Origin of the sequence: Microcoleus sp. bin38.metabat.b11b12b14.051 (genome assembly GCF_013299165.1) — a bacterium.
In the GTDB taxonomy this organism is placed as follows: Bacteria; Cyanobacteriota; Cyanobacteriia; order Cyanobacteriales; family Microcoleaceae; genus Microcoleus.
The window spans coordinates 1-21,093 of sequence record NZ_JAAFKD010000053.1 but is presented as its reverse complement, the minus strand read 5'-3'; the positions used below and the strand labels follow the sequence as shown (position 1 = coordinate 21,093).

Annotated in this window: 19 protein-coding genes; 11 read left to right on the top strand and 8 right to left on the bottom strand. The window is 45.8% G+C overall.

Annotation, left to right across the window (positions count from 1 at the left end; translation table 11 throughout):
• Positions 1-435, top strand: a 435-nt coding sequence (locus QZW47_RS29395) for a transcriptional regulator (protein WP_293135818.1), incomplete at its 5' end; no start/stop codon positions are given.
• 452 nt (positions 436-887) lie between these two features.
• Here the strand turns inward: QZW47_RS29395 and QZW47_RS29390 are convergent.
• Complete coding sequence (locus QZW47_RS29390) at positions 888-2,951, bottom strand: AarF/ABC1/UbiB kinase family protein (RefSeq protein WP_293135821.1); 2,064 nt, start codon at positions 2,949-2,951, stop codon at positions 888-890.
• A gap of 15 nt (positions 2,952-2,966) precedes the next feature.
• Here QZW47_RS29390 and QZW47_RS29385 point away from each other — a divergent pair, with 15 nt between their 5' ends.
• A complete protein-coding gene (locus QZW47_RS29385) occupies positions 2,967-3,416 on the top strand; it encodes a hypothetical protein (protein ID WP_293135815.1) in 450 nt (149 codons plus the stop codon).
• Here QZW47_RS29385 and QZW47_RS29380 read toward each other — a convergent pair.
• The 3 genes from QZW47_RS29380 to QZW47_RS30285 all read right to left on the bottom strand — a co-directional run bounded on the left by QZW47_RS29380 (position 3,397) and on the right by QZW47_RS30285 (position 5,472).
• Positions 3,397-3,819, bottom strand: coding sequence for a hypothetical protein (locus QZW47_RS29380; protein WP_293135812.1), 423 nt, complete (start codon positions 3,817-3,819; stop codon positions 3,397-3,399). The genes QZW47_RS29385 and QZW47_RS29380 overlap by 20 nt on opposite strands.
• A 272-nt stretch (positions 3,820-4,091) precedes the next feature.
• Positions 4,092-4,664 carry a bifunctional adenosylcobinamide kinase/adenosylcobinamide-phosphate guanylyltransferase gene (cobU, locus tag QZW47_RS29375; RefSeq protein WP_293135809.1) on the bottom strand — a complete coding sequence of 191 codons (573 nt, stop codon included), beginning with the start codon at positions 4,662-4,664 and terminating at the stop codon, positions 4,092-4,094.
• A 673-nt stretch (positions 4,665-5,337) separates the two neighbouring features.
• Positions 5,338-5,472: a helix-turn-helix domain-containing protein gene (locus tag QZW47_RS30285; protein ID WP_366930952.1), complete on the bottom strand. Its 135-nt coding sequence runs from the start codon at positions 5,470-5,472 to the stop codon at positions 5,338-5,340.
• Positions 5,473-5,760: 288 nt separating this feature from the next.
• Between QZW47_RS30285 and QZW47_RS29370 the strand changes: the two genes are divergently transcribed.
• Together QZW47_RS29370 and QZW47_RS29365 are read left to right on the top strand one after the other, a co-directional pair.
• Entirely contained in the window at positions 5,761-6,732 is a 972-nt protein-coding gene (locus QZW47_RS29370; protein WP_293135807.1) for a glycosyltransferase family 2 protein, read from the top strand.
• A 98-nt stretch (positions 6,733-6,830) separates the two neighbouring features.
• Positions 6,831-7,787: a glycosyltransferase family 2 protein gene (locus QZW47_RS29365; RefSeq protein WP_293135804.1), complete on the top strand. Its 957-nt coding sequence runs from the start codon at positions 6,831-6,833 to the stop codon at positions 7,785-7,787.
• A gap of 188 nt (positions 7,788-7,975) precedes the next feature.
• Here the strand turns inward: QZW47_RS29365 and QZW47_RS29360 are convergent, their stop codons facing one another.
• On the bottom strand, positions 7,976-8,113 hold the full coding sequence (locus QZW47_RS29360) for a hypothetical protein (RefSeq protein WP_293135801.1): 138 nt from the start codon (positions 8,111-8,113) through the stop codon (positions 7,976-7,978).
• 853 nt (positions 8,114-8,966) lie between these two features.
• Between QZW47_RS29360 and QZW47_RS29355 the strand changes: the two genes are divergently transcribed.
• The 3 genes from QZW47_RS29355 (at position 8,967) to QZW47_RS29345 (ending at position 13,603) form a co-directional block, all read left to right on the top strand.
• A complete protein-coding gene (locus QZW47_RS29355) occupies positions 8,967-11,744 on the top strand; it encodes an ATP-binding protein (protein WP_293135798.1) in 2,778 nt (925 codons plus the stop codon).
• Positions 11,745-11,876: 132 nt separating this feature from the next.
• The gene (locus QZW47_RS29350) at positions 11,877-12,269 is read left to right on the top strand and encodes a response regulator (protein ID WP_293135795.1); all 393 of its coding nucleotides are present in this window, start codon (positions 11,877-11,879) and stop codon (positions 12,267-12,269) included.
• Positions 12,266-13,603 (top strand): adenylate/guanylate cyclase domain-containing protein, encoded by a 1,338-nt coding sequence (locus QZW47_RS29345; RefSeq protein WP_293135792.1) that lies wholly within the window; start codon positions 12,266-12,268, stop codon positions 13,601-13,603. Before QZW47_RS29350 ends, QZW47_RS29345 begins: the two co-directional genes overlap by 4 nt.
• A 486-nt stretch (positions 13,604-14,089) precedes the next feature.
• Here QZW47_RS29345 and QZW47_RS29340 read toward each other — a convergent pair whose 3' ends face one another.
• Together QZW47_RS29340 and QZW47_RS29335 are read right to left on the bottom strand one after the other, a co-directional pair.
• The gene (locus QZW47_RS29340) at positions 14,090-15,403 is read right to left on the bottom strand and encodes a dihydroorotase (RefSeq protein WP_293135789.1); all 1,314 of its coding nucleotides are present in this window, start codon (positions 15,401-15,403) and stop codon (positions 14,090-14,092) included.
• A 134-nt stretch (positions 15,404-15,537) separates the two neighbouring features.
• A complete protein-coding gene (locus QZW47_RS29335) occupies positions 15,538-16,887 on the bottom strand; it encodes a histidine phosphatase family protein (RefSeq protein ID WP_293135786.1) in 1,350 nt (449 codons plus the stop codon).
• A gap of 184 nt (positions 16,888-17,071) precedes the next feature.
• Here QZW47_RS29335 and QZW47_RS29330 point away from each other — a divergent pair, with 184 nt between their 5' ends.
• From QZW47_RS29330 to QZW47_RS29320, 3 genes are all read left to right on the top strand, one after another.
• Positions 17,072-18,664 (top strand): type II CAAX endopeptidase family protein, encoded by a 1,593-nt coding sequence (locus tag QZW47_RS29330; protein WP_293135783.1) that lies wholly within the window; start codon positions 17,072-17,074, stop codon positions 18,662-18,664.
• A gap of 208 nt (positions 18,665-18,872) precedes the next feature.
• On the top strand, positions 18,873-19,121 hold the full coding sequence (locus QZW47_RS29325; RefSeq protein WP_293135780.1) for a hypothetical protein: 249 nt from the start codon (positions 18,873-18,875) through the stop codon (positions 19,119-19,121).
• Positions 19,122-19,199: 78 nt separating this feature from the next.
• Positions 19,200-19,547 (top strand): NINE protein, encoded by a 348-nt coding sequence (locus QZW47_RS29320; RefSeq protein ID WP_293135777.1) that lies wholly within the window; start codon positions 19,200-19,202, stop codon positions 19,545-19,547.
• Positions 19,548-19,702: 155 nt separating this feature from the next.
• Here the strand turns inward: QZW47_RS29320 and QZW47_RS29315 are convergent, their stop codons facing one another.
• Positions 19,703-19,837 (bottom strand): hypothetical protein, encoded by a 135-nt coding sequence (locus QZW47_RS29315; protein ID WP_293135774.1) that lies wholly within the window; start codon positions 19,835-19,837, stop codon positions 19,703-19,705.
• Between the two features lie 170 nt (positions 19,838-20,007).
• Here QZW47_RS29315 and QZW47_RS29310 point away from each other — a divergent pair, with 170 nt between their 5' ends.
• A complete protein-coding gene (locus tag QZW47_RS29310) occupies positions 20,008-20,712 on the top strand; it encodes a helix-hairpin-helix domain-containing protein (RefSeq protein ID WP_293135771.1) in 705 nt (234 codons plus the stop codon).
• Positions 20,713-21,093 lie beyond the last annotated feature (381 nt).

Below are 21,093 nucleotides of genomic sequence, written 5' to 3'. Positions count from 1 at the left end.
AGCAACGCCAAACGCGACAAAACTTCATGGCAAGTCAGCTTGAAGCAAGTAGGAGAAAACGCACAGCTAGCAGTTCACCCAGCCGACATTCCCCCAGCCCAAATACCACCGCATCAATGGAAAGAACTAGAAGAAAAAATTCAAATCGATCCGCATGAAACAACAATGCTCGAAGTAGATGAAAACAACAAACAAACAGCAGACGGCACCATCCAGCGAGTAATGTTCAACTACCGAGGTTGTCCAGTATCTCGCGGCGACCACGACTGCAATCTCACAAGTATCAGAGCCAAAGGAACTCTAACATTATCTCATCCCGATTTAAAAAACAGCCAGCGCTGCATCATTATCTCCACTCTCCTAGGCCACAAACGCATCTCCAAAAGACAGTCAAAACCCAATCCAAACAACGACAAAAAAAGATACTGCTACTAATTTGCATCAGATACACAAGTCATATTTTGTGCGATCGATTACCATAGCAATGACAGTTCGTAGTGCGGACTTCAGTCCGCTCTCTGGATGCGGACTTCAGTCCGCACTACAAACAAACCGTTCGTAGTGCGGACTTCAGTCCGCTCTCTGGATGCGGACTTCAGTCCGCACTACAAACAAATCGTAGTGGGGAATTTATGGGGTTCTCTGGATGCGGACTGAAGTCCGCACTACAAACAAACCGTTCGTAGTGCGGACTTCAGTCCGCTCTCTGGATGCGGACTGAAGTCCCCACTACAAACAAATCGTAGTGGGGAATTTATGGGGTTCTCTGGATGCGGACTGAAGTCCGCACTACAAACAAACCGTTCGTAGTGCGGACTTCAGTCCGCTCTCTGGATGCGGACTGAAGTCCGCACTACGAACCTTAATTTATGGCGGTTAACCGCTGACTACTTCGCCGCCGGCAAAGACAACTGAGGCGAAGTCTTAGGATAAGCTGCACTCGGAGGAAGAGCCGCAGGTTCCGAGGCCAGCAAAAACTCGCGAATTAACCTAGCAACTGCTCTTTGAGCCAAACCGCCCACGACTTTCTGCCCCATATTTTGCACTTCTGGTTTTACCAACAACTGCGGCAGTAGCTGCAATACTTTCATCCCGTCAAAACCCGGAGTTGATTGCAAAATATCCCAAATTCGCTTGATGTGTTCCAAGTTTTTTTGTTCGGTGGGTGAAACCACAGGTACAGCCTTGACTCCAAACCATTCGCCCACAACAGCTTTAGCGTTAGCCACCGCATTGCTCGAAAGCACGTCGAGATTTTTCACCAATTCCGCCACAATGCGATCGCGAATGAAATCACCTCTCTGAGAAAATAAATACTCTAACGCTTGGTTGAGGATTTTGCTCACATCGTAATCATCGCTTTCCCGGGCATTGTTCAGCAAGTTTTCTAAGCGGTTCCAGCGGAATTCGCCTTGTTTGAACAGCAAATCTTGCAAAGAAGCTCTCAATTCCGGTGCGGGGTCGCTCAGCAGCCGTTTTGCTACGTAAGGATAAGCTTTACTCAGCACTTTGAATTCTGGATCGACATTAATCGCAATCCCTTCTAACGTCACGAGCGATCGAATAATCAAAGCATAGTAAGCCGGAACTCGGAAAGGATACTCGTACATCACCGCCGAAAGTTCATCAGTAATGCTCTTGAAATTCAGTTCCGCAACACTAGCACCCAAAGCATTGTTAAACACCCCAGCCAAAGCCGGAATAATTGGCGTCAAATCAGTATCTGGCGTTAAAAACTCCAACTTCACGTAATCTCTCGCCAAACCTTCAAAATCGCGGTTGACCAAATGCACCACAGCTTCCAACAAACCGTAGCGCTGATAAGGTTTGACTTCGCTCATCATCCCAAAATCGAGATAAGCCAACTGACCGTCAGGAGTTGCCAAAAGATTGCCGGGATGCGGGTCAGCGTGAAAGAAACCGTGTTCTAGAAGCTGTCTGAGAGAGCACTGCACCCCCACTTCAATCAAGTAAGGAGCGTCGATTCCTTGAGCCTTGACGGCTTCCAAATTCGTGAGTTTGATGCCGGTGATCCATTCCATTGTCAACACGCGGCGGCGGGTATATTCCCAGTAGATTTTGGGAACGTAAATATCCTTCAGATTTCCGTAGAGTTCGGCAAAGCGTTCGGCATTTTGTCCTTCGTGGGTGTAGTCCATTTCTTCGTAAATCCGCTCGCCCAACTCGTCCATAATTCCTGCGAGGTCACTGCGAATTATTTTGAAGTTGTTTTGCGCCCAAAGTGCGACGCGCCGCAGGATGTAAATATCTAAGCCGATGTTTTCGGCTAAACCGGGTCGCTGCACTTTAATCGCCACGGTTTCGCCGGTTTTGAGTTTGCCTTTGTAGACTTGTCCGAGAGATGCTGCTGCGATCGGATCTGCGGTGATTTCAGCGTAAATTTCGTTGGGATGCGCGCCCAATTCTTCTTGTATAAATTGATATGCTACTTCGTTGGGAAACGCTGGCAATTGGTCTTGCAGCGTGGTTAGTTCTTCTAAGTATAGGGGCGGCACTAAGTCGGGGCGAGTTGACAGTGCTTGCCCGATTTTGATGAAAGCTGGGCCGAGTTGGCTGAGAATTTCTCGGAGGCGGGCGGCGCGGCGCTTTTCGTTGGCTGCGCTGCGACCTGTTTTTTTGTCAAACCACAAGCTGAAGGCAAAGCTAAAAAATGTCCAAACAACGCTCAACAGCCGTCTCCAGACTTGCAGGGGGCGATTGCGGTACAGGGCTGCGATCGCCACTGGATCGTAGCGCACAGCTTCTCCTGCCAACTCGTAAGCTATATCTCTGGCAGATTTAAGCGGTTGGGGAGTAGCAGCACTCGGGAGTTCTACTGCTACTACCGGCAGCGGAACTGTTTCTACCTCTTGGAGATTGGCGGGTGCAGCGTGAGTCCCTGAATTTGAGTAAGTTACCGGGGAGGCTGGCGATACTGTCTTGACATCCATAAACTCAGACCTAGTGTGAAGCATTGTAAAGACATTGTAACAATTTGTCGCCTTGTCACCACTGCTTTAAGGCATAAAACCGCAATCATTGGTCAGTTGGCAGTTGGCAGTTGGCAGTTGGCAGTTGGCAGTTGTCAGTTGTCAGTTGGCAGTTGGCAGCTTGCGCTGAGCGACTTGCCCGCCCGCGAAGTCGAGGGGAGTCGAAGAGTTGGCAGTTGGCAGTTGACAGCTTGCGCTGAGCGACTTGCCCGCCCGCGAAGTCGAGGGGAGTCGAAGAGTTGTCAGTTGGCAGTTGGCAAAAACTTATGCACTACCACCAAAGAAACCGGGTTTTTTTGGGGATTTAGCGTTGGCAGCGAAGTATTTCGCGAAAAACCCGGTTTCTGGCCACCCGTGCGTTCGATCGCTACTTTCCCCCTCTCCCCATCTCCCCCTCTCCCCCTCTTCACTCCCCGCTGCTTCTGAGAAGCCGATCGCGAATCCCTGAGAGTTGCAATTTTGTACTGACGGGCGATCGGGGTTGGGGATTTTCGGTATCGGGCCAGTTTGCTAAGTCGTTACAGGGACAGGACTCTGGCGGCATGGCGCTTTGGGCTAACAGTACGGGCATGGCGCAGCGGGCGCAGGGACTGATTTCCCATGTTGGTGTTAGCAGTTCGGCAATTGTTTCGTTGGTACCTTGCAAGTAACAGTCTCCACTTTCGGGGGAGATGATTTTTTCCCAGCATTCTTCAAATTGGCTGCTGTAGCGATCGCCCGCAATTACCGATTTCGGCAGCAGCGCTTCCGAACCGTTGCGGATTAATACTTTTTTGCCTAACTGAAACCAGTAAGCAATATATTTTCTGACTTCACTATCTGACGCCATAACTTTTAGTTAGTCCTGCAACTAATTGGTGATTTTAGACTTTCAGTTAAAATTTGCCCTCTTTCTCAAGAGACATTTGGTTTTTTACCGTTCAAAAATTGGCTATTTCCCCTGTCTAATTGTTGTGCTGTTACCAGAGGAAGTAATTTTTTTGGGTAATTTTTGTGAGTTTTGATATCTCAATCTCTAGTGAGGATTATACTTGAAATTGAGCTCAAAGTGTGGGCGAATCACCGATTTTTTTTCTGGGTTGTCGATCGCCCCTGTGTCTGTTAAATTTTCCCCGGCGGTAGCCGTGTCCCCAAAGCGCACAAATTTAAGGCATAACCACCCGTAGCGAGATAAACAGCATCGGCGATCGCCCCGATGTGGCGCACGAGAGTGCCGAGGCGATCGCGAAACAGCCGTCCCGCCGGATAAGCAGGCACAACGCCCCATCCGGTTTCCTCTCCTACCAAAATCACATCCGCCGCCGCCGACTTCAAACCTGCGAGCAAATCTTGCTGTGCAGCAGCCCACACAGCAGATTCTTGTTCTAAAAGATTTGCCGTCCAAGTTCCGAGGGAATCGATCAACAAGCAATCCGACTCAGAGGCCGATCGCACAACTGCCGGTAATTCGATCGGCACTTCCAGAGTTGTCCAATGGGCGGGACGGCGATTGCGGTGCAATTCCAAGCGGCGCCGCCACTCCAAATCAGTTTCATCAACCGTACCGGTAGCCACATAGATTACTTGTTTTCCCGAATCCGCAGCCAGAGTTTCTGCCCATTCACTTTTGCCACTTCTGGCCGGCCCAGTCACTAAGATTAATTGTCTCGATCCAGTCTCTTTTAAGTTAGCCATCAGTCAGCTTTTACATACAAAAAATCAAATACTTTACCATCAGTCAACCTGTTTACTGTTGACAGCAAACAGGTTTACTGTTGACTAATCTGGGCGACATCTGCCTGAAAGCAAGACGATTCGAGCAATTCCCTTGTCTGCTTTTGATTTCTGCCTAAAAATAGAGGCTTTCAACCAATTCTTTTTGGTGAATTTTCCGCTGTCTCCGTTGCCTTTGTTCTTAACTTTACAGTAATTTGTGCTTGCTTACCATTCAAATAAAAATCAGCCTGCTTTAAAAAGCTGTCCCAGCTATTGTTTAACAGCGAACAACTCATAAGCTGTTCTACATTTAAATTGTGCGTCAATCCTCAATAAAAATCTTATCTAACGTTGCTCCCGGCGTTCCGCACCGGGAATTAAAATAGACAACATCCTACTATTTTCAAATTTAAATAGGGACTGAATGACCAAATAATAGTTTGAGGCTTTCCGGCAATTGCTTTTTTTTACTGTACAAAGTAATTCAAAAAATTAACACTTGCGTCTTTATTCCGACTTACCATAAATAATTGGTTGAAAACCTCTCTTTTGTCAGCTAGAAATTAAAAGCAGACTATTGATTACTCCAATCCTCTTCCTTGCAGGTAGAGGTCGCCCTCATCCCTTAGACTGCGCTCTTGTGGCTCTTACCTCAACTGAATGAACAAGCATTGCCTGCTTTTCTGTGTATCCAACTCTCTTTTTCTTTCGCTCTCCATCTGTCTGTTATCACAGCAATAGCCCAGTTATACACAAGAATAGTACATCCCCTTGTGCGGGGGAGCAAATTTTAATGGTAGGAAGTAGGACAAAAACAACACTTGAATGTTTGTGTCATCGATCGCATTATAATAGACATTTTGTCAAACGGTCAAGTACCAAGAAGGCGGGGACTGAATTCCTTCGGGTCGCTTCCCGGTAAAAAAACAAAAGTTTGGGTGGTTTGCTGCATACATCTATCTTTGATGACTGTAAGCTAGAGTTAGACAACTCAGAGGGAGTTAGCTAATTTAAATGCCGCACTCTGATCGGAGTAAGTCGATCGAGAACCCCTGTATTTGCAAAGCTGTTATTTATGCAACATCTTCCTCAGATATCAGCGATTATTTGTACCCACAATCGGGCTGCCTATTTAGGTGGGGCGATCGACAGCTTGCTGGTACAGGATTTTGGCGAAAACTTTGAAGTAGTAGTAGTGGATAACGCTTCTAGCGATTATGCCAGTCCCGAGAGTTCTATATCGCGCACCCGCGAGGTGGTAGAAGCAAGACTGGGCGATCGGCGCCTCAAGTACGTATGGGAACCGGAAATCGGGCTGTCAGTAGCCAGGAACACCGGCGCGATCGAAGCACGCAGCGAAATATTAGCTTATCTCGACGACGACGCAGTTGCCGATCCGCATTGGCTCAGGGCGCTGCACTCCGCTTATCAAACCAATCAAAAACTAGCCGTAGCTGGCGGCAAAGTTAACCTGCTCTGGCCTAGTGGAGTCTCCCCGCCCGACTGGCTGTCGCCGGGATTAGCCCAAAACTTGGGAGCCTACGATTTGGGCGATGCTTGCCTCTACGTAACTGCTGCTGGTTTGACTCCCAGGGGTGTAAACTATTCGATCCGGCGCGCTTTTCTCGAACAAATTGGCGGCTTCGATCTCAAACTCGGTAGAGTTGGTAAAAAGTTGCTCTCAAATGAAGAATTGCGCGCCACAGAATTAGCACTAGAGCTAGGTTGGCAAGTAGTTTATCTCCCTGATGCCCTCGTGCTGCACCATGTCGCCACAGAAAGGCTCAACAAAGCTTGGTTTTTTGAGCGCGGGTGGTGGCAAGGCATCAGCGAGTGTTATCGGGAACAATTGTCCGATCGAGCCGGTATTGCTCAGCTTGGGCGGGGGGGTGAAAGAATCTTCAGGGGCATCTGGAAGTCTTTTAAATACATTAAAGATCCGGGGCTGCGCTTTGAAAATTTCGTTTTTGCCTGGGGTCAAATCGGTTATTTGAGTGCGGCAGTCCGCGGGCTGATTTTTGCACCGAAATCGACCAGCAGGCATTAGGCTATAGGCAATATCCCTCGCCGCCCAACTCGGCGCCGCGGTGCCGATCGCACTTCATCCACCACAACTCGACCGCATTCAGGTTCAAGCACTCGATTATGACATCTAGTTCATCAAAGATTCCGGTTTCAGTTCTCATTCCGGCAAAAGACGAAGAACTTAATCTACCTGCGTGTCTGGCCAGCATTGCCAGGGCGGATGAAGTTTTTATGGTTGATTCCCAAAGCAGCGATCGCACGGTTGAAATTGCCATCAACAGCGGCGCCAAAGTAGTCCAATTCTACTTCAACAACCGCTGGCCGAAAAAGAAAAATTGGTCGTTAGACAACCTGCCCTTTCGCAACGAATGGGTATTAATTGTCGATTGCGACGAGCGCATTCCTCCGGAGCTTTGGGACGAAATCGCCCGCGCGATCGAAGACCCAAGTTTTGACGGCTACTACCTCAACCGCAAAGTCTTCTTTTTAGGACAGTGGCTGCGTTATGGCGGCCGCTATCCCGACTGGAATTTGCGTTTGTTCAAGCATCAAAAAGGCCGTTACGAAAATCTCGGCACTGAATCCGTCCCCAATACAGGTGACAACGAAGTTCACGAACACGTGATTTTAGCAGGTCAAGTCGGCTACTTAAAACATGATATGATCCACGAGGATTATCGCAATTTATTTCACTGGATAGAGCGCCATAACCGTTATTCTAATTGGGAAGCTCGCGTTTATTACAATATTCTTACGGGTCGCGGCGACAGCGGCACTATTGGCGCTCACCTCTTTGGAGATGCCGTGCAGCGGAAGCGATTTCTTAAAAAAGTTTGGGTGCGGCTGCCTTTTAAACCACTGCTGCGATTTATTTTATTTTACTTCATTCAGCTCGGCTTTTTGGATGGAAAAGCTGGCTATATTTATGCAAGGCTATTGAGTCAGTACGAGTATCAAATTAATGCCAAACTTTACGAGTTGAGCTGCTGCGGCGGTCAGTTGAATGTCGCAGAACCTGAGCCTCCCCTATCCCCGCCTGTAGTTAGAAGTCAGGAGACTGAAGTTAAATCTCCTTAATATTTTACGGTAATTAATAATTATAAATAGAGGAGAATAACCAGACAAAAATAGCCTTTTGATTGCCAAGAAAGCCATAAAAAATTCCCTCGCCCGCTTGTCCGTACTTTCTGGCATCCAGCGCCCTAATCTGTAAGATATAGCTGAATACGCAATTATTAACGCTTTTTTGTCCGCAGAGATGAACGTTATAGCAGTGTCCACTCTTCGACTTCGCGAGCGCGCTCTTCTGTCCACTGTCCACTGCTATAGGTTTCATCCCAGAGCGATCGGGCGATCGCACCCTTTGTGCTGTGAGCGAGCTGGATCTGCCAAAAATAAGCCAATTGGCTTAAACTATTAAGACAAATTGCTAATGTATGTGCTTCCCAAAATCAAATATGTTTATTTGAGATATCATCTGAAATAAACCGGAAAATTTAGCGTTTTTCCTGCGCTTGCGCTCCGGTAATCCGCTCCCAATTCCCCTTAAAAATAACCGCGTTTTTATCATTTTTATTCCCAAAAGTGGTAGGTGCTGGGGGCAAAAATATCTTTTTCCCTGCGAGCGATCGGGGGGTCAAGCTAGTGTTGAGATGAAATGTACTAGGTAACAACTTAGGACTAACGCAAAAAATTAGTTTTAAATGCTACTCATAGCAACAACTAAGCTGATCTACACCGCACCTTACAGATGAAAGCTCTACCTCAGTCCTGCAACTTCTACAAATTCCCAAACAATCCGGATATTCCCTCCATTTTGTTGTATAACTAATTATAGTTGCTTTACTCTAATTCCTTTTGTCAAATAAATTGCCAGTGCGAGCCCAAATCTTAAGGATTTGTGATTTTTTATTGCAGCCGATCGCCAGAAGAACTGCCTGCCCATTTACGGCATCATTTTTTTGACAGCGCTGAGGAAAAGGGAAATACTCTATAGCGGTGCTTGCGAGTAGGCATCGAATTTTTAGGGGTGGATGTCGCCCACCTCAAGTAGTAGTTGCAACCAAGTCAATAAAGAAATATTTGATGGTGCGATCGCTGTTTGCAGACGATTTGCTATAGTGCAACCGCAATTTTTGCCTGCATTAAACAAGACCAAATTCACAATCGGGGTGCTGGGATCAACAATCCATAACTTGTTGGGGTGCAACTAATGAAATCGAGAAAGTATTTCGTAAACAACAAGTTTTTTCAAGCATGACTACTCCTTCAAACATCCAACTTTTCAAAGCAACCAAATCCCCTAAAAAAATAGCGGTAAAATCAGTTCGCTCCCTCCCCTTGCGAACAGTTTTAATAGTTCCTTTCGTTTTGCAAATTGTCGCAGCAGTCGGAGTTGTAGGGTATTTGTCATTTCGCAACGGACAGCAAGCAGTTAACGAAGTTGCTACCAAATTGCGGCAAGAAATTAGCGATCGCATCTCCGAACGCGTCCAAGCATACATGACATTTCCCCACCAACTAAATCAATTCAAAGCCAATGCTTTTGAACTGGGGGATCTAAACTTGCAAGATACTCCAAAAATACAGCGCCACTTCTGGAAGCACCTGCAAACTTTCGACACAGTAAGCGTTACATATCTTGCCACTCCCGCAGGAGATTTCATTGCTGCACGACGCACAAACGAGGGTGATTTTTTATTGCAAGAACGCAGCGAACTTACAGAAGGTAACATGAATTATTATGCTGCCAACAACCGCGGTGAACCTGTTAACTTAGTCAAGGTAAAACCTAAATTTGACCCGCGAGTCCGTCCCTGGTACACAGCAGCCAGCGAAGCACAAACTGCAACTTGGAGCAAAATTTATGCCGACTTTACCAGCAAAGGACTGGGAATTACAGCGGCGCAGCCATTATACGACGAATCGGGACAGTTGCAGGCAATTTTCGGCACTGATTTGCTGTTTTCGCGAGTTAACGAGTTCCTCCAAAAGTTAAAAATTGGCAAATCTGGACAGACATTTATTATAGAGCGATCGGGCGATTTAATTACAACATCAACTCAAGATCCCGTATATCTAATCAAGGGTGAAGAGACAGAAAGAATTGCAGCAACAGCTAGCCAAAACGCCGCCATCAGCCTCACTACAAAATACCTGCAAGAATACTTTGGCAACCTCAACAACATTCAGCAAACCCAACAGCTTAGCTTTAAGATTAAAGACGAGCGACAATTCATGCAGGTTACGCCGCTAAAAGATGATAAAGGTTTGGACTGGCTGATTGTAGTAATTATTCCCGAATCAGATTTCTTGGAACAAATTAATGCTAACAACAAAACTACCGTTTTGCTGTGCGTTGCAGCTTTGGCAACAGCTATAATTGTCGGCATACTCACGGCCAGATGGGTGACAAAGCCAATTTTATATTTGAATCAAGCAGCCAAAAATATTACTAAAGGTCACTGGAATAAAACTGTAGAAATTAACCGCAACGATGAAGTTGGTGAACTTGCAAACTCATTTAAAAGTATGGCAGAGGAACTGCAATTTTCTTTTGAGGAAATGCAAAATTTGAATGCTGAATTGTCCGAGAGTAAAAGCCGGCTAAACCAAATTTTGGAAGCCGTACCTGTCGGGATATTTGTAGCAGAACCCAGTGGTAAACCCTACTACATCAATTCTCGGGCTCAATCCTTGCTTGGCAAAGGCATAGTTGACGATATTAAATCTGAAGAAATTCGAGAGATATATCAAATTTATCTCGCAGACAGTGGGGAACTCTACCCTCAAGAAAAAGACCCGATACTTTGTGCTTTTCAAGGAGCAAGTGTTAACGTTGACGACATAGAAATTCACCAGGCAAATAGGAATGTTCCCCTAGAAGTTTGGGGGACGCCAATTTATGATGAAAAGGGGAATGTCAATTATGCTATTGCAGCTTTTACCGACATTACCTTACGCAAAGAATCAGAAAAATTAGTAGCAGAATACAACCGCACTCTCGAAGTTCAAGTTACTGAAAGAACCCAGGAACTAAAAACAGCATTAGATCACCTAGAAACTACCCAAGAAGAGTTAGTTCAATCGGAAAAAATGGCGGCTTTAGGACAATTAGTAGCTGGAGTTGCTCACGAACTAAATACTCCACTGGGTGCGATCCGATCCAGTGCCGGAAATATGAGCAAATTCTTGGGACAAACCCTTTCTAACTTGCCTGCACTTTTTGAATCATTTTCTCATGAAGAATCTGAAAATTTCTTCATGTTACTAAATCAATCGCTGCAAAAAGATGTAACTTTGACAGCTAAAGAAGAAAGGAAATTAAAGCGAACTTTAGTCGGTCAACTAGAAGATGAAAACATTGACGAAGCTGACGATATCGCCGACACCTTAGTAGATATGGGGATTTATGAAGCCGATGACTTTATGTCTCTGCTGCACAAACCCGAGCGCGAGCGTATCTTAGACATGGCTTACAAACTCACTGAAATCCAGCGAGGTACCCAAACAATTAATACGGCAACGGATCGAGCATCAAAAGTCGTCTTTGCTCTGAAAAATTATGCCAGACACGACTCCTCAGAAGTGATGATTCAATCGGATTTAGTTGAAGGCATAGAAACCGTACTTACGCTGTATCAAAATAACCTGAAGCACGGAGTAGAAGTATTGCGAAACTTCGCCAAAATAGAACCTGTGCTCTGCTACCCAGATCAACTCAATCAGGTGTGGACAAATCTCATACACAATGCCCTGCAAGCGATGGACAATAAAGGTACATTAACCCTCGAACTCTCTCAAAAAAGCAATCGCGTCCAAGTTGCAGTCACCGATAGCGGTAAGGGAATTCCTGAAGAAGTTATGTCTAAAATTTTCGAGCCATTTTTCACGACTAAACCCCCCGGTGAAGGCACAGGTTTAGGACTTGATATTGTCAGAAGAATTATTGAAAAACACCGGGGCACCATCGAAGTTGCATCAGTTCCCGGCAAAACAACTTTCACCGTTTGTCTACCCGTCAATCCGGGATAAACTAAGTAGCTAAGCCTTGCCTGTATTGCTCGCAAAACTTGCGTTTTGCGGTTTTTGGGAGGCAGTGACTACCTGACAAATTAAGACATACACTCAACAGTCAACAACGAACAATCGCTGAGATAAAATCATATGTCTAAACCAGTCATTCTGTGCGTTGACGACGAGAAAGTAGTTTTGAAAAGCCTCAAAACTCAACTAAAATCAGCCTTTGGCAATACCTACGTTTATGAATTAGCGGAAAATCCTGCCGATGCCTTAGAGTTGATAGACGAATTTAATGGCGATGATACAACAATCATCTTGATTGTGTCTGATTGGTTGATGCCGGGAATGAAAGGAGATGAGTTTCTAATTCGTGTCCATAAAAAGTTTCCTAAAATAGTTAAAGTGATGCTAACAGGTCAAGCAGATGAAGATGCAGTTCAAAGAGCATTTAATGAAGCTGACCTTCACCGCTGTTTGCACAAACCTTGGTCGGAAGAAGAGTTGATCGAAACCATTAAAACAGCTTTATCGCTATGAGCAAACAAGTGATTATTTGCGTGGATGACGAAACCACGGTTCTCAAAAGCCTCAAAGCTGAATTGAAAGATGCTTTAGGCAATACTTACCGGATTGAAATTGCGGAAGGAGGCGAAGACGCTTTAGAGTTAGTTGCTGAACTAATTGCAGATGGGGAAGAGATTCCTTTAATTATTTCCGACTACGTGATGCCTGATATGAAAGGAGATGAATTGTTAAGGCGGGTTCACGAGATTTCTCCCAAAACTCTCAAGGTGATGCTAACGGGTCAGGCGACTATTGAAGCTGTGGGAAGTGCGATTAAGCACGCCAAACTCTACCGATTTATCGGCAAGCCTTGGCAAACTGAAGATTTGAAATTGACCGTGACAGAAGCTGTCCACAGCTACAGTCAGGATAAAAAGCTGGTAGAACAAAATGCGGAACTGCGAAAAGTCAATGAGAGGCTAGAATTAGCCTTGGAACTGCAATCACAATTAACGAATGCTGCCAAACGCTTTGTGCCGAGTGAATTTGTTTCGTTGCTAGGTCGTGACAGCTTAGTCGATATCAAACTTGGTGACAGTGTGGAAAAGGAAATGTCTATTTTATTTTCCGATATTCGAGATTTTACAAATATTTCTGAGGGCATGACTCCTCAGGAAAATTTTAGGTTTATTAATTCTTATTTGAGCCGCATGGAGCCAGCTATTATTGAAAATAACGGTTTTATTGATAAGTATATTGGCGATGCAATTATGGCTTTGTTCGGTCACAATGCTAGCGATGCTTTGAATGCTGGAATTTCTATGCTGCATCGTCTGGATGAATACAATAAACACCGCGTTAGCGAGGGCTTTGCACCTATCAAAATAGGGATAGGCATCAATACAGGCAACTTGATGCTGGGAACAGTAGGGGGAACAACGAGGATGGACAGTACGGTGATTAGCGATGCGGTGAATTTAGCTTCTCGCATGGAAACGATGACGAAAAGTTACGGGGTATCGATGTTGATTACTCACAATACTTTTGTACAGTTAAATGTCAGTGAATATCCGAAATATGCTATTCGGAATATTGGTCGGGTTAGGGTTAAAGGCAAAGCCGAGTTGGTGACTATTCATGAAGTATTTGATGCCGATCCGCCGGAAGTTAAAGATGGGAAGTTGGCGACTTTTAACATATTTTTAGAAGCTTTGTGGAACTATAGTGCGAGCAAACATAAAGAAGCGGCACAACTGTTTGCTGAGTGTGTGCGTAAAAATCCGCTCGATCGCGTAGCGGAAAATTATCTCAAACGTTCTCAGGAAATGCTGTCTATATTGCCTGTGGCTAAGTCGGATTGTTTTTGATTGCTTATTAGCCTTATCAAATGCGGTTCAGGTTCAGATAAGACGGCGGTTGAAACCGCGCCTACAAAAACAAAACCCGCCTCCGCGGGTTGAAGACTGATCAGGTTGAGATAAGACGGCGGTTGAAACCGCGCCTATAAAAACAAAACCCGCCTCCGCGGGTTGAAGACTGATCAGCTTGAGATAAGACGGCGGTTGAAACCGCGCCTATAAAAACAAAACCCGCCTCCGCGGGTTGAAGACTGATCAGCTTGAGATAAGACGGCGGTTGAAACCGCGCCTACAAAAACAAAACCCGCCTCCGCGGGTTGAAGACTGATCAGCTTGAGATAAGACGGCGGTTGAAACCGCGCCTATAAAAACAAAACCCGCCTCCGCGGGTTGAAGACTGAGTTAAAATTACGTTATCTTCTTGAGTCTCTCGCTGGAACAAGAGTTTTACTATTACGCGGTTTCAACCTTACGTCCGATGCCAAGCGTATTGCCTTAAACCCAAGTTTTTAGAACTTTTCCTGCTATTTGCTGTCCCAGCCAAGGGGTGTTTGCCGATCGCGACTTCAGACTGTACCCTTCAACCGTCCAAGTCATGAGCGGGTCGAACAAAATTAGCTCAGCAGAGGCTCCCAGCGCCAGCGTGGCAGGGGCTTGTCCGAGACAAACGGCGGGGCCCGTACTTAACACTCGCCACAGTTCCAAAGCCGAAAATTTGCCAGTTTCTACGAGTCCGTGCCATAACAAAGGTAACGCTAATTCTAAGCCGATCGCGCCTGGAGGACTATCGGCAAAAGCCACGGTTTTTTCCTCGTAGGTACGCGGGTTGTGGTCGATCGCGATCGCATCAATCACGCCATCTTTTACAGCTTGAATTAAGGCTAATTGGTCGATCGGATTGCCTAACGGCGGTTCGAGGTGTAAATTCGGATCGTAGGCGAAGGAAGCCGTCAGAGCATTTTTCCCGCCGACGCAATCTTTGGTATTTCCTGAAATTGCGCCGACATTCAATAGCAAGTGCATCCAAGTTACACTCGCAGTCACCGGCAAACCCCGCGCTTTCGCATCCCGAATCAATTCCACGCTGCGGGCGGTTGAAACGCGCATGATGTGTACGGGAGTTCCGCCAGATGCTACCAACTCCAGGATTGCCGCCAAAGCCGATGTTTCGGCACTTGCGGGAATTCCTGGCAAACCCAAGCGCACGGATACGGAACCCTCCCGTGCTGCGCCGTTTCCTGCTAAGGTGCGATCGCACGGCCACAATGCGATCGACTTATTCAAAGGCTGGATATATTCAAGCAAACGCCTCACCAGAGACGGATTTGACAGCGACAAGCCGTCTGCAAACCCGACTATTGGAGAGGAGGCCAGCTCGCCCAGCTCTGCCATCTGTTGCCCTTTCACGCCCGCTGTCAGAGCTCCCCAAAAATACAAGCGCGGCAGTGAGGGCGACAAATTGCGGATATGTTGTTGCAACAAGGCTAAACCGGCCAAATTGTCTACGGGTGGGGATGTATCGGGCAAAATTGCTACTCGCGTAAAACCGCCAGCCGCCGCAGCCTGCATTAAGGATTCTAGGGTTTCTCGTTCCTCAAAACCTGGTTCTCCGCTATGACTGTAGATATCGGCTAATCCTGGCCCTAATATTAGTCCTTGGCAATCCCGCACTTCTGTGTGGGCGGGAATTTCGGTGATGTTTTCTTGGATTGCTTGGATCTGATTTTCTGTGATTAGAATATCAGTGGTGCGATCGATCTTTGAAACTGGATCGAGCACTCTTACATTTTGTAGCAGTTCGCGGATCATAACTTACAATTCAAACATAAAAATTCAAACATTTCAGAATTTATCTCATGTCTCGTAAAATAACCGTTATAAAGTTCGTAGTGAGGACTTTAGTCCTCTGATTTATGCGGACTAAAGTCCTCACTACAAACCTATTAAAGTGCTCCGGCTGCTGTTTGGTCGAAAATGCCGCCGCTTAAATGAGTGGTGATATTCATCGCCTGCAATACGGGTAAACCATCGGGGCCGTGGGGATAATCTATCACGCTAACGGCGCCGTTTCCTTGTTTGAATTTCCAGAAGTGTTCGGGTTCTAAATTGAATAGGTGGCAGAGAAGGGCTTTGTTGACGGCATCGTGGGCAACTACAATTCCTGTACCAGTGACTGATTGTACTATGTCTCGCCACGCTGCGATCGCCCGAATGGAAACTTGCTCTAAATTTTCGCCTTCTGGCATTTGCACTTTTTCAGGAGATGTTTTCCATTCATCGAGTAAACCTGGATAGGATGCTTCGATTTCTGATTCAAATTTTCCTTCCCAAAGTCCGTGGCTGATTTCTCTCAAGTCGTCGCGGACTTTCAATTGCAAATCGCTGTGATGTTTGAGGATGATTTCGGCAGTTTCTTTCGGGCGCAGCATCGAACTGCTAATGGCAAAATCTAATTTTACGTCTTTGAGAAATTCTGCGGCTTGCCGAGCTTGTTCGCGGCCGTTATCATTGAGAGGTACGTCTATTTGTCCTTGAAATTTCCCGGCTCTATTCCAGTCTGTTTCGCCGTGACGTACTAGCAATAAGCGCGGGCCTCGATGTGCGTCCCTCGGTTTGGGGAAGATTTCTCCGGTATGGGCGGTTAAATTCAATGATTCTAATTGAACTGCAATTTTTTTGTTGGACTCTGTTGTTGCATCAGTAAATCCAAAATTGATGACGCTAATTCCGCAATTTGATTGTTGAATTGATTGATAGTAATCAGGGGCAATTTCTGAGGCTGTGGCGATTAGGGCGCGGTTGATTCCGTTATGACCTACTACTAGGATTGTACCTGAAGTGTGTTTGGATAAGATTTCTTGCCAAAATTTGCGGGCGCTAGCGAAAACGGCTAGTACGGGAAAGTGTTCGATTTCTCCTTCGGCTGAAGGGATTTTCATGGAAAATTTGTCTGGATGTTGTTGCCATTTCTGATATGCTTCGGGGAATTGGTCGATCGCATCTTGGCGCAGCATTCCTTCCCACAATGGCAAATCGATTTCCATCAATTTATCGGTTGGTTGGAGTTGTGGCGCATTTGTCAAGCGCGACACGATGATTTCTGCTGTTTCTTTGGCTCGTTGCAGGGGACTTGTATATGCAGCATCAAAGGCGATACTGTTGAGGATGTCGCCTACTTGCTTTGCGCCGGCGCGGCCTGCTTCTGTCAAAACTGATTTATCGAGGCGGCCTTGGATGCGACGCTCTAGATTGTATGTGCTTTTGCCGTGACGGACTAGGATAATGCGAGTCATTCGATTTTAGATTTTAGATTTTAGATTTTAGATTTAGCCTGCGGATAAATCCAGGGCTTAAAACGATTCAAAAGATCGGCCAGTAGAAATTTTACCAGTTGTGGGGACACGATCGCCTGCAACGACCTATGATTGAAGACAGACAAGACTTAGCCACAGATTTGCGCGGGACGGAAAAGCAGGAATGACACTGAAGCGGATAATTTTAGGTATTTTAACAGCGATCGCGATCGCTCTGGTCGGTTTATCTTTACTTGCTAGTTGGAATGAGCCGCAAATTCAAAGCCGCCTGGAACTCTACCAGACAAATTTGCTGCTTCACGCCTCGGAGTGGCAAGAACAAAGTAATCAGAGTGCTAATTTAAGTTCGGCGCGCAACAATATTATCGGTGCCGATCCTTTAAATACGGCTTTGGCGCAATATCAAGAAGCGCGAGACTCGACTCAAAAAAGTATCGAAGCAACTCAGGCACAATTAAAACAAATTCTGCCTACCATCGTCTCGAATTCGCCAGATACTGCTTTGAAATTAGCACAAAGAAAGGCAACGGAAGAGTCGATTTTCCAACAGTCAGCGCTGTTAAAAGAACTTGACTTGCGGTTGGGAATTTTGCAAGCAAGCAGCGGTAAAACTAACACAGCAATCTCTACTTGGAAAAGCTTAGTTAAGGAGTCCACAACTGAAAGTGATTCCGCTCCTGCCGCGGCTACTGCTGAAGTTTTGACGGGCATTTGGAGCAATCCGCCTCAACTTTTCCCGGATGCCGAGCCGCTCATTAAAAAATCTTTGGATGGTTGGTTTCGCTATCGCGCTCTCGCTCAACTTTACAAGCTGCAAGAACGTTCTAAGGAACTGGTGGCGCTGCAAGCTACAGAGCAGGTAACGGCTGAGCAAGCTTTAGAAAAGTTAGCAATTATTGTTGGTATTCCGGCGATATCACTTTGTATTGGCGCGGTTTTGCTGGTTGGTTTGAGCGTGCAGTGGCTGTTGCAGCGCCAGCAGTTAGATAAGGCAGGTTCGGGGCCGCTGTTGGCGCGCAATGCCAGCTTGACTTGGGATGTGCCTTGGGATGGCGAGATTGTTTGGCAGGTGCTGGTGGTCGGGTTTTTCTTTGTCGGACAAATCTTGATTCCCTATTTATTACTGCCTGTTTCTCTGGCTGTTCTCAAACTGAATCCTGCTACTTTTGACCCGCGCGAAAAGGCTTTTTATATCTTTGCTACTTATTTGTTGCTGTCGGCTGGTGGGCTTTCGGTACTGTATTTTTCGGTTAAGTCTTTTTTGCCTTTGCCTGATGGTTGGTTTCGGATTAATTGGCGGGGAAATTGGTTTTTGTGGGGTTTTGGCGGCTATTTTGTAGCTTTGCCTTTGGTGGTTGTGGTGTCGTTGATCAATCAGCAATTGTGGCAGGGACAAGGCGGCAGCAATCCGATTTTGCCGATCGTCCTTGAAGGTAGAGATAACGTGGCTCTGGCGGTGTTTTTCGGCACGGCTGCGATCGCCGCTCCGGTTTTTGAGGAAATCGTGTTTCGGGGCTTTCTACTGCCTTCTCTGACTCGCTATTTGCCTGTTTCCGGGGCGATCGCAGCTTCGGCTTTCTTGTTTGCTGTGGCTCACTTGAGTGTCTCTGAGATTCTGCCTTTGGCGACGTTGGGCGCGGTATTGGGGTTTGTGTACACGCGATCGCGCAATCTCCTCGCCCCCATGCTTCTCCACAGTCTTTGGAATAGCGGAACTCTCCTGAGTCTGTTTCTTTTGGGCAGCGGCGCGAGTTAATTCGGGCGGTTGTAAATAATTGTGAATTAACCGGGTTTTTGTGACACTTATCGGCACTGTCTGCTGAGGTGGAATTTCGCGATCGCCCGGTCGCTGACTTTAACGGAAAAACTTGTTTTAAGATGGAAGTAATATCTCGTGGATCGATCGATGCCAGGGTGGTTCGGGCGATCGCACCCAAGCGAACTTGACCATCCGGCTAATTTGTATGTTAATTTTAAGTGAGGATGAGGTTTCTACCCCCATGAGCAATTTCAACAGCCGCAAGTTAGAAGGAACGCCGAGTTGGATGCGTTTCGCACCCTACGCAGCCCTAGGCATTTTAATATTTTCGTTCAATTCCGGTAGCGAACTCAATTATTTCTTGAGAGGTTACTCGGTAATTCTAGAGGCTCAAGCCGGTATAGTTCTGCTATATTTTGCGATGTCCAAGTTTCGCAAAAACCCAAATAAATGAGTAAACATTAGTAATATTGCTTGCCTCGACCGTATAAGTATCGCGTTCGTTAAAGTAAAAAATTGGGGAAACGTAAAAATGGTAAAAGATAGAACAGTAGCAATTGTGTTAGTTTTCTTTGTTGGAGGTTTCGGAATTCACAAATTTTATTTGGGTAACAACACAGCAGGAGTATTGTATTTGATATTTTCCTGGACATTAATTCCGTCACTGATTGCATTTTTCGATTTTATCGGCTTACTGATGATGTCGGAACCAGCTTTTCAGCTACAGTACAATGGTGGAATGTTGCAGTCTGGGTATGCCCTCAGAGGCGCAAAAGATGTGACTGGGGCGATCGCAGAATTGAAAGGACTTTACGATATGGGCGCGATTACCGCCGAAGAATATGAAGAAAAACGCCAAAAATTGCTGCGGGAATTGTAAGGCATTGGTCATTGGGCATTGGTCATTGGGCATAGGGCATAGGGCATAGGGCATAGGGCATAGGGCATAGGGCAAACAGGGCATTGGGCATTAGGAAGAAGGGAATCGACGCTTGACAGGATTTACGCACAAATTTTATAGAACCCATTTGAGATCTATTCTACGTAAATCTCAGAAACCGGGTTTCTAGGAGTATTTCTCGTCACCAAACCCAAAAACTCGTAGAAACCCGGTTTCTTGCCCCGGGCGTAAATCTCAGAAACCGGGTTTCTAGGAGTATTTCTCGTCACCAAACCCAAAAACTCAAAGATGTCAAATGGGTTCTATATGTAGTAGGGTTTGCCCACAAGCAGCATACCCCTATGAGTAGCGTGTCAAACCACTTTTTTTATCAGTCATGTATGAAAAACGTGGGATTTAAATAAGAGTCAAATAACAGTCGAGCGAGGATAGAACTAAAGTGTCTCAAGATTTATACTGGCTGCGTCAAACTCCTAGTTGGGTGTGGTATTCTTTTATTCCGTACTTCGGCGGATTGGCGATCGCCTATGCAGGCCAAAAAACAAATATTCGCAGTTGGATGGGATGGGGTATTGGCATTACTTTAGCAGCACTAGCAGTATCTTCTTCAACTAATTTGGGTACCCTCGTTTGGATAGCTCAAATTGTCACAGCCTTTGCTTTGAAAAAACGCTATCTAATCAAAACCGCACCTAGAGGCTTGCTGGTTCCTGCAACTGCGACAAATGCTCAAGAACTTGCTAATCTGCGCGGCAAAATTGATATTAACGAGTGTACTAAAGACGATTTGGTCAAAATCTTGGGTTTGCCGATCGTCTACGCTAACGATATTGAATCTTTGCAAAACGAAGGCTACCTTTTTACCCACGCCGAAGAGTTATCGGAAATCGCCGGAGTTCCAGAAAGTCACGTCAGACGCATCGCCCCGATGATTTGCTTTAGCTACAATTATCAAAAAGAATCGCAGTTTACTTGGAAACGGTTAAATATTCTTTCACCCGAAGAGTTGATAGAAAACGGTTTAGATCGACTCGTTGCCGAAACAATAGTTAGAGAAAGGCAAAGCAAAGGCGCATACAAATCAGTTGTTGATGTCAAGCGGCGGACGGGACTGCCTTTTGATTCATACCGCCATATTTGTTAGTGTGCATTTTTCGTATTCCGCTAGTCGTAGGGTGTGTCGCTATCAATAATTTTCGGGAAAAACTGAATAATGATGAGGTTTGTTTCCTCCACTTGTGGTATGAGGTGCATCGCCATCAGATTTGCGATTAAATCCGAGAGATTAATACCATTTTTTTTAAGTTATGAGAAACTTTCATGAAAAGGTAAAGGAAATAATTACAAAGCCCAATTGTCCTGTATCTCTATCAGATATTTAAAAAATGGTATGACCATAACAAAAGTGGTTCGTAGTGTGGACTTTAGTCCGCAATAAGAGCGGACTAAAGTCCACACTACGAACCTTATACCATTTTTTTAAAGTTATGATAGAGTTTTATGAAAAGGTCAAGGAGATAATTAC

Coding starts and splice junctions, on each gene's coding strand:
- QZW47_RS29390 (WP_293135821.1), bottom strand. CDS start 2,951: ATGGATGTCAAGACAGTATCGCCAGCCTCCCCGGTAACTTACTCAAAT.
- QZW47_RS29380 (WP_293135812.1), bottom strand. CDS start 3,819: ATGGCGTCAGATAGTGAAGTCAGAAAATATATTGCTTACTGGTTTCAG.
- cobU (WP_293135809.1), bottom strand. CDS start 4,664: ATGGCTAACTTAAAAGAGACTGGATCGAGACAATTAATCTTAGTGACT.
- QZW47_RS29370 (WP_293135807.1), top strand. CDS start 5,761: ATGCAACATCTTCCTCAGATATCAGCGATTATTTGTACCCACAATCGG.
- QZW47_RS29365 (WP_293135804.1), top strand. CDS start 6,831: ATGACATCTAGTTCATCAAAGATTCCGGTTTCAGTTCTCATTCCGGCA.
- QZW47_RS29355 (WP_293135798.1), top strand. CDS start 8,967: ATGACTACTCCTTCAAACATCCAACTTTTCAAAGCAACCAAATCCCCT.
- QZW47_RS29350 (WP_293135795.1), top strand. CDS start 11,877: ATGTCTAAACCAGTCATTCTGTGCGTTGACGACGAGAAAGTAGTTTTG.
- QZW47_RS29345 (WP_293135792.1), top strand. CDS start 12,266: ATGAGCAAACAAGTGATTATTTGCGTGGATGACGAAACCACGGTTCTC.
- QZW47_RS29340 (WP_293135789.1), bottom strand. CDS start 15,403: ATGATCCGCGAACTGCTACAAAATGTAAGAGTGCTCGATCCAGTTTCA.
- QZW47_RS29335 (WP_293135786.1), bottom strand. CDS start 16,887: ATGACTCGCATTATCCTAGTCCGTCACGGCAAAAGCACATACAATCTA.
- QZW47_RS29330 (WP_293135783.1), top strand. CDS start 17,072: ATGACACTGAAGCGGATAATTTTAGGTATTTTAACAGCGATCGCGATC.
- QZW47_RS29325 (WP_293135780.1), top strand. CDS start 18,873: ATGTTAATTTTAAGTGAGGATGAGGTTTCTACCCCCATGAGCAATTTC.
- QZW47_RS29320 (WP_293135777.1), top strand. CDS start 19,200: ATGGTAAAAGATAGAACAGTAGCAATTGTGTTAGTTTTCTTTGTTGGA.